12 protein-coding genes and 1 pseudogene are annotated in these 14,187 nt (G+C 71.0%); 5 read left to right on the top strand and 8 right to left on the bottom strand.

Translation table 11 applies throughout. The features are described 5' to 3' along the window. Positions 1-120: 120 nt before the first annotated feature. From ACFYW8_RS02555 to ACFYW8_RS02535, 5 genes are all read right to left on the bottom strand, one after another. The gene (locus ACFYW8_RS02555) at positions 121-1,335 is read right to left on the bottom strand and encodes an MFS transporter (RefSeq protein ID WP_389066430.1); all 1,215 of its coding nucleotides are present in this window, start codon (positions 1,333-1,335) and stop codon (positions 121-123) included. Positions 1,336-1,714: 379 nt separating this feature from the next. Beyond that, a complete protein-coding gene (locus tag ACFYW8_RS02550; protein WP_365877296.1) occupies positions 1,715-2,740 on the bottom strand; it encodes a 3-oxoacyl-[acyl-carrier-protein] synthase III C-terminal domain-containing protein in 1,026 nt (341 codons plus the stop codon). Beyond that, complete coding sequence (locus tag ACFYW8_RS02545; RefSeq protein WP_389066423.1) at positions 2,737-3,390, bottom strand: SRPBCC family protein; 654 nt, start codon at positions 3,388-3,390, stop codon at positions 2,737-2,739. Before ACFYW8_RS02545 ends, ACFYW8_RS02550 begins: the two co-directional genes overlap by 4 nt. Beyond that, positions 3,362-5,260, bottom strand: coding sequence for a thiamine pyrophosphate-binding protein (locus ACFYW8_RS02540; protein WP_389066420.1), 1,899 nt, complete (start codon positions 5,258-5,260; stop codon positions 3,362-3,364). Before ACFYW8_RS02540 ends, ACFYW8_RS02545 begins: the two co-directional genes overlap by 29 nt. Further along, positions 5,257-6,273 (bottom strand): GlxA family transcriptional regulator, encoded by a 1,017-nt coding sequence (locus ACFYW8_RS02535; protein ID WP_365877302.1) that lies wholly within the window; start codon positions 6,271-6,273, stop codon positions 5,257-5,259. The genes ACFYW8_RS02540 and ACFYW8_RS02535 overlap by 4 nt, the downstream gene beginning before the upstream one ends. 712 nt (positions 6,274-6,985) lie before the next feature. Between ACFYW8_RS02535 and ACFYW8_RS02530 the strand changes: the two are divergent. Beyond that, a pseudogene (locus ACFYW8_RS02530) lies at positions 6,986-7,063 on the top strand (DNA-binding response regulator); the annotation flags it as partial. Positions 7,064-7,239: 176 nt separating this feature from the next. On the opposite strand, the gene ACFYW8_RS02525 reads toward ACFYW8_RS02530, so the two are convergent. Together ACFYW8_RS02525 and ACFYW8_RS02520 are read right to left on the bottom strand one after the other, a co-directional pair. Then, entirely contained in the window at positions 7,240-8,208 is a 969-nt protein-coding gene (locus tag ACFYW8_RS02525) for a M48 family metalloprotease (protein ID WP_389066416.1), read from the bottom strand. Positions 8,209-8,212: 4 nt separating this feature from the next. Further along, positions 8,213-8,638: a BlaI/MecI/CopY family transcriptional regulator gene (locus ACFYW8_RS02520; protein ID WP_365877308.1), complete on the bottom strand. Its 426-nt coding sequence runs from the start codon at positions 8,636-8,638 to the stop codon at positions 8,213-8,215. A gap of 139 nt (positions 8,639-8,777) precedes the next feature. On the opposite strand from ACFYW8_RS02520, the gene ACFYW8_RS02515 reads away from it, so the two are divergent. The 3 genes from ACFYW8_RS02515 to ACFYW8_RS02505 all read left to right on the top strand — a co-directional run bounded on the left by ACFYW8_RS02515 (position 8,778) and on the right by ACFYW8_RS02505 (position 12,334). Then, complete coding sequence (locus ACFYW8_RS02515; protein ID WP_389066411.1) at positions 8,778-10,154, top strand: glycosyltransferase; 1,377 nt, start codon at positions 8,778-8,780, stop codon at positions 10,152-10,154. Next, on the top strand, positions 10,151-10,942 hold the full coding sequence (locus ACFYW8_RS02510) for a polysaccharide deacetylase family protein (protein ID WP_389066406.1): 792 nt from the start codon (positions 10,151-10,153) through the stop codon (positions 10,940-10,942). The genes ACFYW8_RS02515 and ACFYW8_RS02510 overlap by 4 nt, the downstream gene beginning before the upstream one ends. A gap of 636 nt (positions 10,943-11,578) precedes the next feature. Continuing rightward, positions 11,579-12,334, top strand: a complete 756-nt coding sequence (locus tag ACFYW8_RS02505; RefSeq protein WP_389066402.1) for a tetratricopeptide repeat protein — start codon at positions 11,579-11,581, stop codon at positions 12,332-12,334. A gap of 46 nt (positions 12,335-12,380) precedes the next feature. Here the strand turns inward: ACFYW8_RS02505 and ACFYW8_RS02500 are convergent, their stop codons facing one another. Continuing rightward, entirely contained in the window at positions 12,381-13,382 is a 1,002-nt protein-coding gene (locus tag ACFYW8_RS02500) for a hypothetical protein (protein WP_389066398.1), read from the bottom strand. A gap of 300 nt (positions 13,383-13,682) precedes the next feature. Here ACFYW8_RS02500 and ACFYW8_RS02495 point away from each other — a divergent pair, with 300 nt between their 5' ends. Then, positions 13,683-14,033 (top strand): PRC-barrel domain-containing protein, encoded by a 351-nt coding sequence (locus ACFYW8_RS02495; RefSeq protein WP_389066394.1) that lies wholly within the window; start codon positions 13,683-13,685, stop codon positions 14,031-14,033. Positions 14,034-14,187: the final 154 nt, after the last annotated feature.

Below are 14,187 nucleotides of genomic sequence, written 5' to 3'. Positions count from 1 at the left end.
GTCGGCCTTTCGCCCGAGCAGTCCCGCCGGACGGCCCGCCGGCCCGTCGTCCGAGCCGTCCCAGCGCCCTCGTCCGAGCCGTCCCAGCGCCCTGTCGAAGGGCGGCCGGGGGAAGACGCGTCAGTCCGCCGTGCCGACTCGCGTCGCCGGTTCGACCGCGGGCGATGCCTGCACGATCACTTCGGAGCGTCGGTGCCCCCGTTCCATGAGGCCGCCCGTGAAGGCGAGGCCGAGACCGGCCAGGGCGAGAGCCGCGCCGACCAGGTCGGGGGAGGCCCAGCCCCAGCCCGCCGAGATGACCAGGCCGCCGAGCCAGGCTCCACCGGCGTTGGCCAGGTTGAAGGCGGAGTGGTTGGAGGCCGCCGCCATCGTCGGGGCGTTCTTCGCCTTGGCCATGAGGAGCATCTGGACCGGCGTGGTGATGAGGGATCCCATCGCACCGATGAACGTGATCGTGACCAGGGCGGGCACGGTGCTGTGGACGGTGAAGTAGAAGGTCGTGAGCGCCGCGGCGAGCAGGACGAGCCCCCAGTACATCGTCGGGCGCAGTGCGCGGTCCGTGAGCGGTCCGGCGAGCAGGGTTCCGAGCGTCATGCCTACGCCGTAGAGCGCGAGGACCCAGGTGGTCGAGGTGTCGGCGATTCCGGTCAGGTGCGTGAGCATGGGCACGAGATAGCTGTAGACGGCGAAGAATCCGCCGAACCCGATGACGGCCGTGGCCAGGCCTATGGCGACCTGCTTGTTGCCCATGGCCCGCAGTTCGTGCCGGATGCCTGACTGCTGCCCGCGAGGCTGGTGCGGGACGAAGGCTGCCACTCCGGCCAGGGCGACGAGGCCGAGGACAGCGACGGCGCCGTAGGCGGACCGCCAGCCCAGCTGCTGCCCGAGGGCCGTGCAGGCCGGAACACCGACGATGTTGGCGATGGTGAGACCGAGGAACATCTTCGATACGGCACGTGCCGCTCTCTCCGGGGCGACCAGTCGTGAGGCGACGACGGCGCCCACGCCGAACAGGGCGCCGTGCGGCAGACCTGCCAGGAAGCGTGCTGCGAAGAGCGTGCCGAAGTCGGGGGCGAACGCGGACGCTATGTTGCCGACCACGAACAGCCCGGTCAGGAGCAGCAGGAGGCGCTTGTGCGGGACACGCGCACCGATGCCTGTCAGCAACGGCGCGCCGACGACGACACCGAGCGCGTAGGCGGATACGACGTTGCCGGCGTGCGGCACGGACACGCCGATCCCGTGCGCGATCTGGGGCAGCAGCCCCATCGTGGCGAACTCCGTCGTGCCGATACCGAACGCGACGACCGCCAGGGCCAGCAGAGCCAAGGGCATGGTGCGGGAAAACCTTTCGAAGACAGCGGGCCAGGGGCAGGGAACGGACAGGACCGAGATCGTTGGCGGTTCTCGTGTCCGGTCGTGCCGAGCACCCTCTCCCGGAGCACCCCCGGGACAGGGCGCGCCCATGGCGAGTGCAGCAATGCCGAAGGGTCGTACATTCCAAGATCGACCCGCGGCTTGCTCGCTGCATCGGGCGGACCCTCCCCCAGGCTGTGGCGGTCGGCCCCGGCCGGTGAGAAGGATAGCCGCTGTGGCTACGCCACCGTCCTCGGCGGGTGCGACGCTTCGCTGGACGAAGGCGACCCGCTCTCCTACCCACGCCGTGAAAGTTCGCCCCCGCGCGCGCCTCGTTCAGACCCGAGGGCGCCCTCGTTCAGGACTCGCCCCGCCCGCCGTGCCAGCGGACTGCGGCGCCGCCGGCGAAGTCGCCGGCGTGCGCGAATCCCCCCAGTACCACCAGGTCACCGTCCTTCACCCGACCCGAGCGGATCGCGTGGTCCAGGGTGACCGGGATCGCCGCTCCGAAGAGGTTCCCGTACTGGTCGAAAGTGTTCAGGTGCCGCTCGGCGGGCAGTTGCAGCGCCTCCCGCCAGTTCCGCAGGAAGGTGCGGTTCGGCTGGTTGGTGACGAGGACGTCGATGTCGCCGGTCGCCACGCCGAGCCGTCGGCAGAGGTCCGTGATCACCTCGGGAACGAGGCGGTTGCCGCGTGCCAGGACCTTGGCGACGCTGGCGTCGGTGAATCCGATCCGCAACTGTGACGTCCCCGGCTCCCAGTACTTGCGCCCGTCGTCGAGGGCCACGGTCATGTCCCCGGCGTAGTCGCCGATGTGCCGGGTCTCGACGTCGAGCACCGGGGCGCCGGCGGATGTCGTCACCCATCCCACGCCGCAGCCGTCACCCGGGATCGCGGCCTGCGCGAGCCTTCGCACCTCGGACTGGGTGAAACACTGCCCCGCGGCGCTCTGCGCGTTGCAGATCAGGGCGGTCTTCGCGTCGGTGGTACTGAGGATCTGCCGGGCCAGCTTCAACATGTACACGAAGGAAGCGCAGCCGGCGTTGGCCACATCGATGAGCCACTCCGGGTTCAGCCCCAGTCGGCGTGCCACCTCGGTGCCGGCGCCGACGAACGGCAGGTCCGGGAGCTGGCTGTGCACCAGAAGCACGTCGACGCCCCGGATCGCGTCCCTGCCGTGCCGTTCGATCAGGGGCTGCACCGCGCGCTCGACCATGTCCGCGTTGGTCTCGTCGGCGGCCACGTGGTGCCGTGCCGGGGGGACCTTGAACATGGGGTGGCCGCGGAGCTTGTCCTCCGCTCCGGGGTAGTCGGTGTAGAACTCCGCGGGAACCGGTTCGCCGGGAAGGTAGCTCGCGACGTCGGTGAGGCTGACCGTGGTCACTGTGCCACCGCCCTCGTCGGAGCCACGCTGACCGGAAGTCCGTTGCGGTGGCGGTGTTCCAGGATCGCCTTGAGGTTGTTCATCTCCACGGTGTGCCCCGCGTAGAAGAGGTCCCAGTAGTCGCCCACCCAGGGCCGGTCCGGGCGGGGAGCCAGGCCGGGGTGCGGGTTGTTGTCGTAATAGGGATGGCGGCAGTTGGTCCAGGTGATCACCGAGCCCGGCTTGTCGAGCACCCGGCGGGCCGGTACGACGCGCATCAGGTAGATCATCCACAGCTTGTCGCCCTGGTCCCAGGAGCAGTGGTAGTCCACGGTCATCGCCTCGGGGTTGGCGACCACCTCGCAGTAGATCGTGGTGTCGTCCTCTAGCCGGTCGTGGCCGACCCACAGCCCGGGTGTTCCGGAGGGGGTGAAGTCCCGCAGGCTGCAGGTCCACTCCTCCAGGTGGTGGCCTTGGCGCAGGTAGTCGTAGGCCAGTTCCGGGGGGCAGTCGACGTACTCGTGGATGGTGCAGTACTGCCCGTAGACCTGGTGATGGGGGTAGACGGCGTGGGTGAGCTCCATGCAGTGGGCGGTCAGCTCGTCCCTGCCGGGGTTCTCGATCCTCATCAGGCCGGGGATGTCAGCCAACGTGGACGACTCGTCGCTCATCTGAATTCTCCTTGCTGTCGGCGTTTCGGGGGCTGCCGGTGGCTTCGGTGAAAGGCTGGAAGGGGACGAACGGAGGGACCTCCTGTGGATCGCAGTCCAGCGCGACGAATGCCGGGCCGATGCCCGTGTTGCCTCGCAGCAGCGCGTCGCGCAACTGCGTCGCGTTCTCCGCACCGGTGACGTCGAGGGACGGGAAGGCGGCGGCCACCCCGGCGGCGATGTCCGTCCGGCCGAACAGGTCGTCGACGCGGACGCCGCCCTGGAGGAACTCCTCGCGCATCGCGCACATGGCGTGGGCGTTGTTGTTGAAGATGACGAAGGTCACGGGTGCGGCGTACTCCACGGCGGTGTGCACTTCCATCCCGTGCATGAAGAAGGAACCGTCACCGGCGAGTACGTAGGTCCGTCGCCCGGTGGCGAGGGCGGCGCCGATGCCGGCACCGAAGGTGTAGCCCATGCCCCCCATACCGAGCGCCACCACGAAACGGCCGTGGCGGGGTGCCGGGAGGAGATGGATCGCGGCGGCGCCCGCGTTGCCGGCGTCCACGAAGACGTGCGCGTCCTGAGGGAGCGCCGCCGCCACCGCGGCGACGGCCTGGGGGTAGGGGACGGTTCGCTCCCGGGCGGTCGAGGAGGCCGGGCCCGCCATGACGGTGGGAAGGGGACCGGCATGCTCGGGGCAGTCGTGCGGGCGTTTCGGAAGCCGAGCGGTCACCGCGCGCAGCGCGTCCCGCAGGTGCCCGCCCAGCGCCGCGGCGGACACGAAGGGCCGTTCGGGGTCCAGGCATACGACCTCGGTGGCGGCCAGCGCCCGCTCGAGGCCGCCGCGCGCCAGGAGCGGCAACCGGGTGCCGACGAGCAGGCATACGTCGGCCCGCCGCAGACAGTCCTCGACGTTGGCGTGGCCCATCACCCCGGCCACGCCCGCGAACCGGGGATCGCGGTTGTCGAACACGTCCTTGGCGTCCGGGGTGACCGCAACCCATGCCCCGAGGTTCCGGGCCAGTTCGGCGAGCTCCGTCCGCGCGTCCGCGGCGGCGACGCCCTCGCCGGCGATGACGAGGATCCTGTCCGCCCGACGAAGGATGTCCGACACGTTTGCGAGAGCGGCGCCGTCGAGCCGTGCCGTCGATTCCGCCGAAGCTGGTATCGACGGTTCCGCCCACTCCGGTTTCGGCGACTCGTGTGCGGGCGCCGGTATCGGCCCGCCCGGTGCCGATGTCCGCCCATCCGGTGCCGATGCCGGCCCATCCGATGCCGGTGCCGGTGGCGACGTCGGCTCGCCCGGTGCCGGGGCGCGGCCGGGCAGCCGGATCCGTGCCTGCTGTACGTCCTTGGGGAGCAACAGCACCGCCGGCCCGCGCGGATCGGCCTGTGCCGCCGCCAGCGCCCGCGGCAGCAGCTCCATGAGCGAGTCCGCGTCCTCGACCCGGGCGCAGAACCTGGAGATCGGCCCGAAGACCTCCCGGGCGTCGAAGGAATCCCCCTTGCCGCTGGTGTCCTGGAACGCTCCCCTGCCGTCCTGGCCGGTCGGCGGCTGGCCGACCAGGGCCAGCACGGGCACCCGGGAGGCGTACGCCTCCGCCAGTCCCGGCACCAGGTTCATCGCACCGCCGCCCGAGGTGGCGGCGACGACGCCGAGACGCCCGGTGGTCCGGGCGTAGCCGTCGGCCATCGTGACGGCCGAGAACTCGTGTTTGGCGACGACGCCGCGGACGGTGCCGCCACGGTGAACGGCGTCATAGAGGTCCTCGATGTTCGCGCCGCCGACGCCGAACACGTGGGTGACACCGGCCCTGGCGAGTTCGCCGGCCACATGGTCGACCAGGCGTACCGTCCCTGCCTCGGGTTCGTCCGAGGTAGTGGTCATGCGTGGCTCCTGTGCGTCTCGTGGCGCCGGTCGACGAGGCCGGACGGCGTGATGACCTGAAAGCGGTGCCGGTACTCCTTCGGGGTGAGTCCCAGGGTTCGTCCGAAGGAACGGAAGAAGGTCTCGGGAGCGCCGAAACCGCAGCGGCCCGCTATTTGACCGATCGACAGATCAGTGGTCTCCAGCAGCTCCCGCGCGCGGGCGATCCGCGTGCGTTGGACGTACTGGCCTGGGGTCGTGCCCACCTCTCGCCTGAAGACCCGGGCGAAATTGCGCAGGCTCATGTTCGCGCGCTGGGCCATCTCGGCCACGGGTAACGGGTTGTGCAGGTTCTCCAGAATCCACTCCTGCGCGGTCCGGATCGGCGGATCGTCGGCCAGCTGGGCGTCGAGCATCGCGCTGAACTGGGACTGCCCTCCGTGCCGCTTGAGGAAGAGCACCAGAAACCGTGCCGTCTCCAGCGCGAGTGCCGCACCGTGATCGGCCTCCACCAGGGCCAGCGCCATGTCGATACCGGTCGACACGCCCGCCGAGGTCACGAAGGGGCCGTCCCAGACGAAGATCGGCTCGGCGTCCACCGTCACGGCCGGATAGCGGCAGGCCATCGCCTCGGTGTACGCCCAGTGCGTGGTGGCACGTCTGCCGTCCAGAAGGCCCGCCTCGGCCAGCAGAAAAGATCCGCCGCACACGGAGGCGACCCTGCGGGACCGGGCCGCCGCCGCGCCGATCCACGACACCAGCGCCCGGTCCCGAAGCGCCTCTCCGACACTCCATCCACCTGGCACGAGAAGGGTGTCGACGGGGCCGTTCCCCGCCTCCAGCGGCAAGGCCCCGACGCACACTCCTGAACTCGTACGCACCAGTGGCGCGTCGGCGGAGACCAGGTCGATCCGATAGGGGGTGGCCGCCGGGGCAAGGAGCCGGTTGGCGACATCGAACACTTCAATCGGTCCGGTGATGTCCAGCGCCATGGCGCCCGCGTACACCACCACAACAACACGTCGCTCTGCCACGGTCACAGCCTGTATCGATCATCACACCGACCGCAATGACAGATTACTGACGCATCCGGCCAACGGGCCTTCGCCGTATGGGCGGGAGAGCCCGCTGGCCAGGCCGTTTGCTCGCGCGAGCCGACCGCGGTGGGTGAGACAACTCACAGGCCGCCGGCTCGTCAGGCCTCGCGGGCGCCGGGCAGCTCCGTGTCGTACTGCACGTTCCTCTGCCCCGCCCCGCTGCGGCTGGGTCCGGCGCTGCCGCTGTGGCGGCTGACGCTGCTCACGTTGTCGCACGGCCGGAGCGTGCTGACGCGACCGGCCCGCCCGCCTCCAACCTGGCCGGGGCCACCGGCAGTGCCGCGGTCTGCGCGTTCCTGAGCGACACCGGCGGCACCGGTCAGAGGACCGTCGCTGCCGATCCGCAAAGGAAGTTGGGCACCGGCGCCGGCGTCAGCAACCTCACCCAGACCCGCGGCACCGTCGGAACCAGCCTCACCTCCGTGGACCTGGCCGGACTCACCCGTATCGAGCCGGCCTTCGCCGCGCTCCTCGCAGCCGGGGCGGGCGGACTCGTGCCGGCCCTCGGTCCGGCGGAACGGCGCCACACGTTCGCCATCGCCACCGTCCGCGGCGCGACACGGCGTCAGTTGCGCGGCATGGTCCTCACCACTGCCTGCTCCTCGACGGCGAAGTCGCCCTGCGACCAAAGGAGTTCGAGCTGCCGGTCGTGCCGGCCCAGCACGTGGGAGAGGCCGTGTCCCGCGAGACGCTCAAGTCCGAGGTCTGGGACGAGAACTGGTTCGGCTCCACGAAGACCCTCGACGTCACGATGGCGGGCCTGCGCCGTCGGCTCGCCGATGCCTCGGCCGGCACCGCGCTCCGGCTGCCGGGCATCACCACGCCGCGGAGCCACGGATCCCGGCTCGAACCCCATGCGGGGACCTGGACGAGGGACGGGCGGACGCAGGACGAAGGGATCTACTACGGCCGGTGTCCGGGACATTCACACCGCGGTCCGCCCGAGTGCGACACGGACACCGCGCACTGCGCACGTTGGGCGTCGTCGAGCATGTCGTCACTGTCGGCCGCGGCATTGGCCAGACCGGCACAGCACATGAGCAGCAGCAGGGCTCCGGCGGCGATGGGGAGCACGCGGCGGGGCGGGGGCGGCGCCAGCAGGGCCCGCACCCGCTGGGGAACGGCACCGCCGGTGGCGGCGAGCGCCCCGGTGGTCGTCGCGCGGGAGGTGGACGCGAGCGCCGCGCGTCCCACCGCCCGTGCCACCACACCGCGGTCGCCGACCACGGCCGCCGCGTCCTCGTCGGCCCAGCGTTCCAGGGCGAAGCCGCCGGCGTCGGCGAGTGGCCGCAACATCGGGTTGGCGGCGGCCGTGAGCTGCCACAGGGTCTGGAAGTGGTGGTGACGGTGGCGCAGATGGGCCCTTTCGTGTGCGAGCAGTGCCTCACGTTCGTCCGAGGCGAGGCACTGGAGCATTCCACGGGAGACGACGATCCGGCCGGGCGAACCGGGGAGGGCGAACGCCTGCGGCCTGTCGTCGTCGATGACGGACAACTCGTTCTCGTGGGGCATGCAGGCGCACTCGCGCCGCGCCCACAAGATGTGGCGAGTGCGCCGTATCAGCGCCAGCCCCAGGGAGACGACTTCACCCGTCAGGATGAGGGCGCTGACCACCGCGACGGTCAGGTGGACCGGGTCCTCGGCACGCAGCGCGGGTACGGACCAGCGTCCCTCGGCGGCCACCTGCGGGATCTGCGCGACCGCGGTGAACGCGAGCAGGGCCATCGATCCCATCCAGCCGACCGTTGTCACCAAGGCCGCGCAGGCCAGGGCCCAGACCGCGGGACGAGGAGCGAGCAGGTGGGCCACCCGTGGCGCGAGCACGGTCAGTACGGCTGTGACGACGAGCGGAACGTAGACGCTGATCAGCACCGGTTCACTTCCTGCCGTCTCCGGTGCCGGCACCGTGGTGACCCTCGTGGGCGGACAGCAGATCGTGCAGCAACTGCTCGTCCTGTTCGGACAGTTCGGAGACGAAGCGGCTCAGCACCGCCTCTCGGTCGGAGCCCTCTTCCAGCAGCGATCTCATGCGCTGTGCCGTGTGCGACGCCTCGTCGCGAACCGGACCGTAGGCGTATCCGCGGCCCTCTCGGTGCCGGACGAGCATGCCCTTGTCGTACAGCCGGGACAGGATCGTCAGGACCGTCGTGTAGGCCAGGCCGCCCGGTAGCCGCTGAAGCACCTGACGGGCGGTCAACGGACCCTCGGCCGACCAGAGCGCGGCGAGCACGGAACCCTCGAGTTCCCCGCGGGCGCGCCTGCCGGACGAGCCATTGACTCCCCCGCCCTTGAGGTCGTTCACCGTTCACCCTTCCGTCGCTGCGCCGTCAAGTAAGAATACCCGGCGACCTCCTACTAGATGTAGGAGGTATGCTCCCGTCCCAACCACGATCTACTACATCTTGTAGTTGTGCGGCCTCCCACTATGCAGAGGAAAGCCCATGGCCAAACGCGGACGAACACACCCGGCACCAGCGGTCACGGGTGTGCCGCCGACCTGGGTGGCGGCGGCACGCCCGGGCCGCGTCGCGGTCATCTCGGCGAGTGTGGGCGCCGGGCACGACGGTGCCGCCACCGAGCTCGAGCGCCGCCTCACGTCGGACGGACTCGTCGTCGACCGGTTCGACCTGCTGGACCTTCTGCCCGCTCGTCTCGGCCGGGCCGCCAGGGACGCCTACCACTTGATGCTCGTCCGTGCGCCCTGGCTCTACCAGAAGATCTACTCCAGCACCGAACGCGCGGGAGGCGGTGGCCGCGGCGCGCGCGCCCTGCTGAGGTCCGCCGAGAACCGCCTCCTGAAGGCCCTGCACCCGGACACCGGCGCCGTCGTCTCCACCTACCCGGGAGCGAGTCGCGTCCTGGGGAACCTTCGGCTCGACGGACGCCTGCGCATCCCCGTCCTCACCTACCTGACCGACTTCTCCGTGCACCCCCTGTGGGTGGCGGCCGGCGTGGACGTCCATCTCGCCGCCCACGCCATACCCGCCGCCCAGGCGCGGGCGGCGGGAGCACAGGACGTGCGGGTCTGCGGGCCCTTGGCCGATCCTCGGTTCCACCCCTGCGACGCGGAGCGGCGCGGCCTGGCGCGGACGAGGTTCGGACTGCCGGCCACGGCCCCGCTGGCTCTGCTGGTGGCCGGATCGTGGGGCGTCGGTCCCGTCCGGCAGGTCGCCCAGGAGCTGCGCGACTGCCGCGCCGTCGTCCCGGTCGTGGTGTGCGGCCGTAACGAAGCACTGGCCGCACAGTTGCGAGCCGACGGCATCGAGCACGTCCACGGCTGGGTCGACGACATGCCCGCCCTGATGCACGCGGCCGACGTCCTCGTCCAGAACGCGGGCGGCCTGACCACCCTTGAGGCGTTCTCCGCGGGGCTGCCCGTGGCCAGCCACGGCTGCATACCCGGCCATGGCCTGACCAACGCCGACGCCCTGGACGAGGCCGGCGTGGCGGTCTGGATACGCGACCCGGCCCAGCTCAAGAGCGTCCTCGACGACCTGGTCGACGGGCCGCTCGGCCTGCGTCAGCGCACGGAGGGGCTCGCGTTGTTCGCGGATTCCCCGGACCGTGGCCCGGCGGCGGAGATAGCCCGCGTTCTTTGCTCCGGGCAGCCGCCCGTCGTCGCGCCACCCGCCCCCCGGCGACGCACCCGGGCCCGACGGCTCACCGCCACGACCGCGGTGGCCTGCGCCGTGTGGGCGTGCGCCGTCGCCACCGGGGTCGCCACGAGCTTTGAGGGCACCACCCTGATGCACACACTGAGCCATGGTCTCGACCTGGACCTCGTCTCCGGCCACGGCCCGGAAGGGCACCGGCCATGACGAGACCGTTCAGCGGGACATCCCTGCTCACAGCCGCCGCGACAGCCTTGCCGGCCGTTCTGGCCACCGCCCACTGCGCTCCGGTCGTCTCCACCTTCGGTCCTTTGCGCAACCGCGTGATGCCACGCCTCGCGGGGAAGGGGCGCGCGGATCACGTCGCTCTCACCTTCGACGACGGACCGGACCCCAAGTCGACGCCGTCGTTCCTGCGACTCCTCGCCGTGCGGCGCGTGCGGGCCACCTTCTTCCTCCTCGGAAGCGAGGCACACCGCTCCCCGGAGCTGGTCCGCGAGATCGCCGCGGCAGGCCACGAGATCGGGGTTCACGGCTGGTTGCACCGCCCGTTGCTGCTGCGCGGCCCACGCGCGACCTACGCCGATCTCGCCCGCGCACGCGACACCGTCGCCGAGATCACGGGCAGGCGGCCCACGCTCTTCCGGCCCCCGTACGGCGTCATGTCGGGATCGGCCCATATGGCGGCCCGCCGACTCGGACTCACGCCCGTGCTGTGGACCTGCTGGGGCGAGGACTGGACCGCCAAGGCCACACCGGAGTCGGTCCACCGCACCGTGGTCACCGACCTGTACGGCGGAGGCACCATATTGCTCCACGACTCGGACTGCACCTCCGCACCCGGCGCCTGGCGGTCCGCCCTGGGCGCTCTGCCCCGCGTTCTCGACACCTGCGAGGAGCGAGGGTACGAGGTCGGTCCACTCCGCGACCACGGATCCCCCGGCCCCGGCCCGGACGACCGGTACGCGTCCGCGACGCGACACGAAGTCCTGTGACGCGGACGCACGAAGTCCCCGGATGAGGCCTGCGAAAGGTCACCTTGGTCCCCGGTAGGCGATGACCCCGTCGTCTCCTGTCCGAATGCCCGGGCCGGTCGGACCCCAGGCCCGGCCGGTCGGGTCCAAGCCCGGCGCCCCGGACCCGAGCCCGGCTCGTCGGCGGGGCACCGGGGTTGGGCGAAGAGCGCGTGGGAGTCCTGCGTCACGGGCCTGTCGAGCGCGACGTAGATCTTCGGTACCCGCGCGTCTTCGGCCAGCCGGCACCGGGTCCGACGGCGTGTTCCACTCGCGGTGAACCCGGTGCTCAGTGGCGCACGAGCGAAGTGCTACGAGGCTGTAAACCCGCTGGCACGCGGGGACTTTGCGGGCGCCCCGGACGGGATCGTGGGGAGCGGACCCCGCGACGGCCGGTGTCCGTCGCCTCGCCGCCGCGGCCACTGGAAACGGGCCACGGTGGCGTTCGGCGTCGCACGACGACTGGGCTTTCCGGGGACCGAGCCTACGATTGTGTCGACAGACAAGCCATACCATCTGTTGAGGCCCCGAGACACCGGGACGACGTACGGGAACAACTGGCGTGACCCTCGACGCCGATCGGGCCTCCTCGCGAGGCTGTGGAGGAACGAGCGGCACGTGCCCGCCGAGGCAGGCCAAGACGCGAAAGGCAGCGACGTGGTGCAGTGGCAGGGGACCAACTTCACCGTGGACGGCCACGAGCCGACCAGCGCCGAGGAGTACTACCAGATCGGCCTGCACTGCTGGAACACCGCGCAGCACCACGGTGCGGACGTCTACTTCCTGGAAGCCGCGGCGTCCACCGGGCACAGTGCCGCGATCGAGCTGCTGGGTCACATCGACTACGCGCAGGGACGGTATGCGAGCGCGGTACCGCGGCTGCGGCGCAGCAGCGGCTCGCCGCGAGCGGCCTACTACCTCGCCTCGCTCTACCACCAGGGTTGCCCCCAGGCGGGCATCGTGCAGTCGTTGGACGAGGCAGCCCGCTGGTATCACGCCTCGGCCGAACTGGGCGAACCCGAAGCGATGCTCGCCCTGGGCGACCTGTACCTGGAGCGGCTGCTGCCTCTCACCCGGGCCCCGGCAGAACATGCCCTGGAGCAATTCCTGGCGGCGGCCGCACGCAACCACCCCTACGGCCAGTACCGTGCGGCGGAGGTCTACCGCACCCTCTACCAGGACAGCGAACGAGCCGCTGTGATGTACCAGTCCTGTGTGGACAACCCGAGGACCGAGCGCCACTCACTGGGCTCGATGATGATGCTCCAGAGTCAGGCGCACCTGAGGGAGATAACCGCGGTCAGGACGGCCCGCCTGCAGCAGCAGCGGCGTGATGCCGTCAACCCGGCACAGCGCCGTGACGACTTCTACTGAAGCTCCCGTTTCCTGCTGAAGCTCCCGTTGGACGTTCTCCGACCGATCAACTGCACACCAGCACCCACGAGAAGACGGCGACCGCACGCACCAGGTGTTCCGTCTCCTCGGTCTGGGTCACCAGTGCGCCCGGTACGTGGGACGGTTCCCAGGAAGCCGGGTCCGCGGGTTCGTGCGGCTCCGCCGCCCACAGGCGACCGATCTCCTCGGTGCTGACCGCCAACCTGGCGCACGCGTCGGCCGTGCCACCGAGGACCTGGGCCAGCGGGCCCGCGCTGCCCCGGGCATCCCTCGGCAGTGCGTCGGCCGTGCTGGACAGGACGGCGGCGGTCTCGGCCAGACGCGATGCCCGCTCCAGCCAACTCGTTGCCGGGCGCCCGAGGGCGCCGCTCGTGCCGGGCGGTGGTTCCAAGTCCCGGCAGATCCGTGCGGCGACAGAACGTTCCTGGTCGGTGGGCTGCCATGTGCCCTGCTCCCGCAGATCGTCCGCCCGCCCCATGGCCTGCCGAGCCAGGGCAAGGGCCGCGGGCCAGTCGCCGAGCTCCCAGTCGGGCGTCGCCCGCAACTCCCTGACACGGTAGCCGAGTGTCAGGCGCACCCCGCTGGGGCGCGCCCGCGGAGGGTCGGCCTCGGCATGGGCCCGCAGTACGTGCCCGATCCCGGCCACCGACGCGGCGCTGCCGACTCCGATGCCGGCTCCGTGGGCACCGTCGGGCAGCGGACCCGCGTCCAACGCGTCGGCCCCCTGGACGCAGTGGCGCAGGGCGTCGGCCAGGACGACCTCGTCGACGAGGACCCCGGCCTCGAAGGCGGTCCGCCACAGCAGCAGGCCCACCGTGGTGTGTCTGGCGGCCCCCCACGGCCATTTCACCCGCGGACCGGGATCCGCGTAGAACCGCCGGGGTACCGGCGCGCCGAAGCCGCGATCGCACTCCTCGTGCCAGGCGACCAGCAGGCGTGCCTGGTGACAGGCCCGCTCCCACGCCCCGCAGCCGTAGGCGACCTGGTGCCCCGACTCCCACCCCTCCACGTCCACGTCCGCGCTCACAGCGCGAACCGTACCCGGCACCGATCGGCGCACGCTCCTCATGGATCCCTCGGCAGGGACTTCGTCACCGGAGTCCCTGCCGAGCCCATGGCGAGCCCATGCCGAGCCCTGCCGTTCCTCCGCCGAGGCGTGCGGCGGGGAATACGGGTTTCGAATTCCCTCGGCGCGAATGCGTGACGGCGACTTCCGGAAGGCGAGGCGAGCGACGTTCCGCGAATGGGCCGTCTAATCTGGATGACGCCTGCGCGATTCCCCGGTTCCGCCGAGGAAGAGCGCGGAATTTCGATGAGGGAGCCGGTCATGAGTGACGACATCTGGGGCTACCACCCGGCCTCCGGGCACATCGTGGGCACCGATCTGATCGGGTACAAGGTCGAGGCCACCGACGGCGCCATCGGGAAGGTCGACAAGCACGCGGACGACGTCGGCTCGTCGTTCCTCGTCGTCGACCTCGGCGTGTGGATCTTCGGCAGGCATGTCCTGCTGCCCGCCGGCACCGTGAAGAGGGTCGACCGGGCCGAGCGGAAGATCTACGTCGCGCTCACCCAGGAACAGGTCAGGGAGTCGCCCTCGTTCGACAGTGCCAAGCACGTCGGCGACGCCGACTACCACCAGCAGGTCGGCGGCTACTACCAGAGCCACCGCGCCTGACCTCCCGGCACCGGGCGGTCGGCGGGGCGACCCGACGGGCGGCCGGTGGGGCAACTTGACGGGCGGCCGGTGGGGCAACCGCGGACACTCCCGTCGGCCGCCCCTTCGCGTGTCCTGGACAGGGCCCGGTCCTTCGCTCAGGGCCGAGGCCGGC

The sequence above is a fragment of the Streptomyces sp. NPDC002742 genome (assembly GCF_042888885.1).
Taxonomy (GTDB): Bacteria; Actinomycetota; Actinomycetes; order Streptomycetales; family Streptomycetaceae; genus Streptomyces.
Note: the sequence above shows the minus strand (reverse complement) of the source record. Positions and strands in the feature narration are given on the sequence as shown.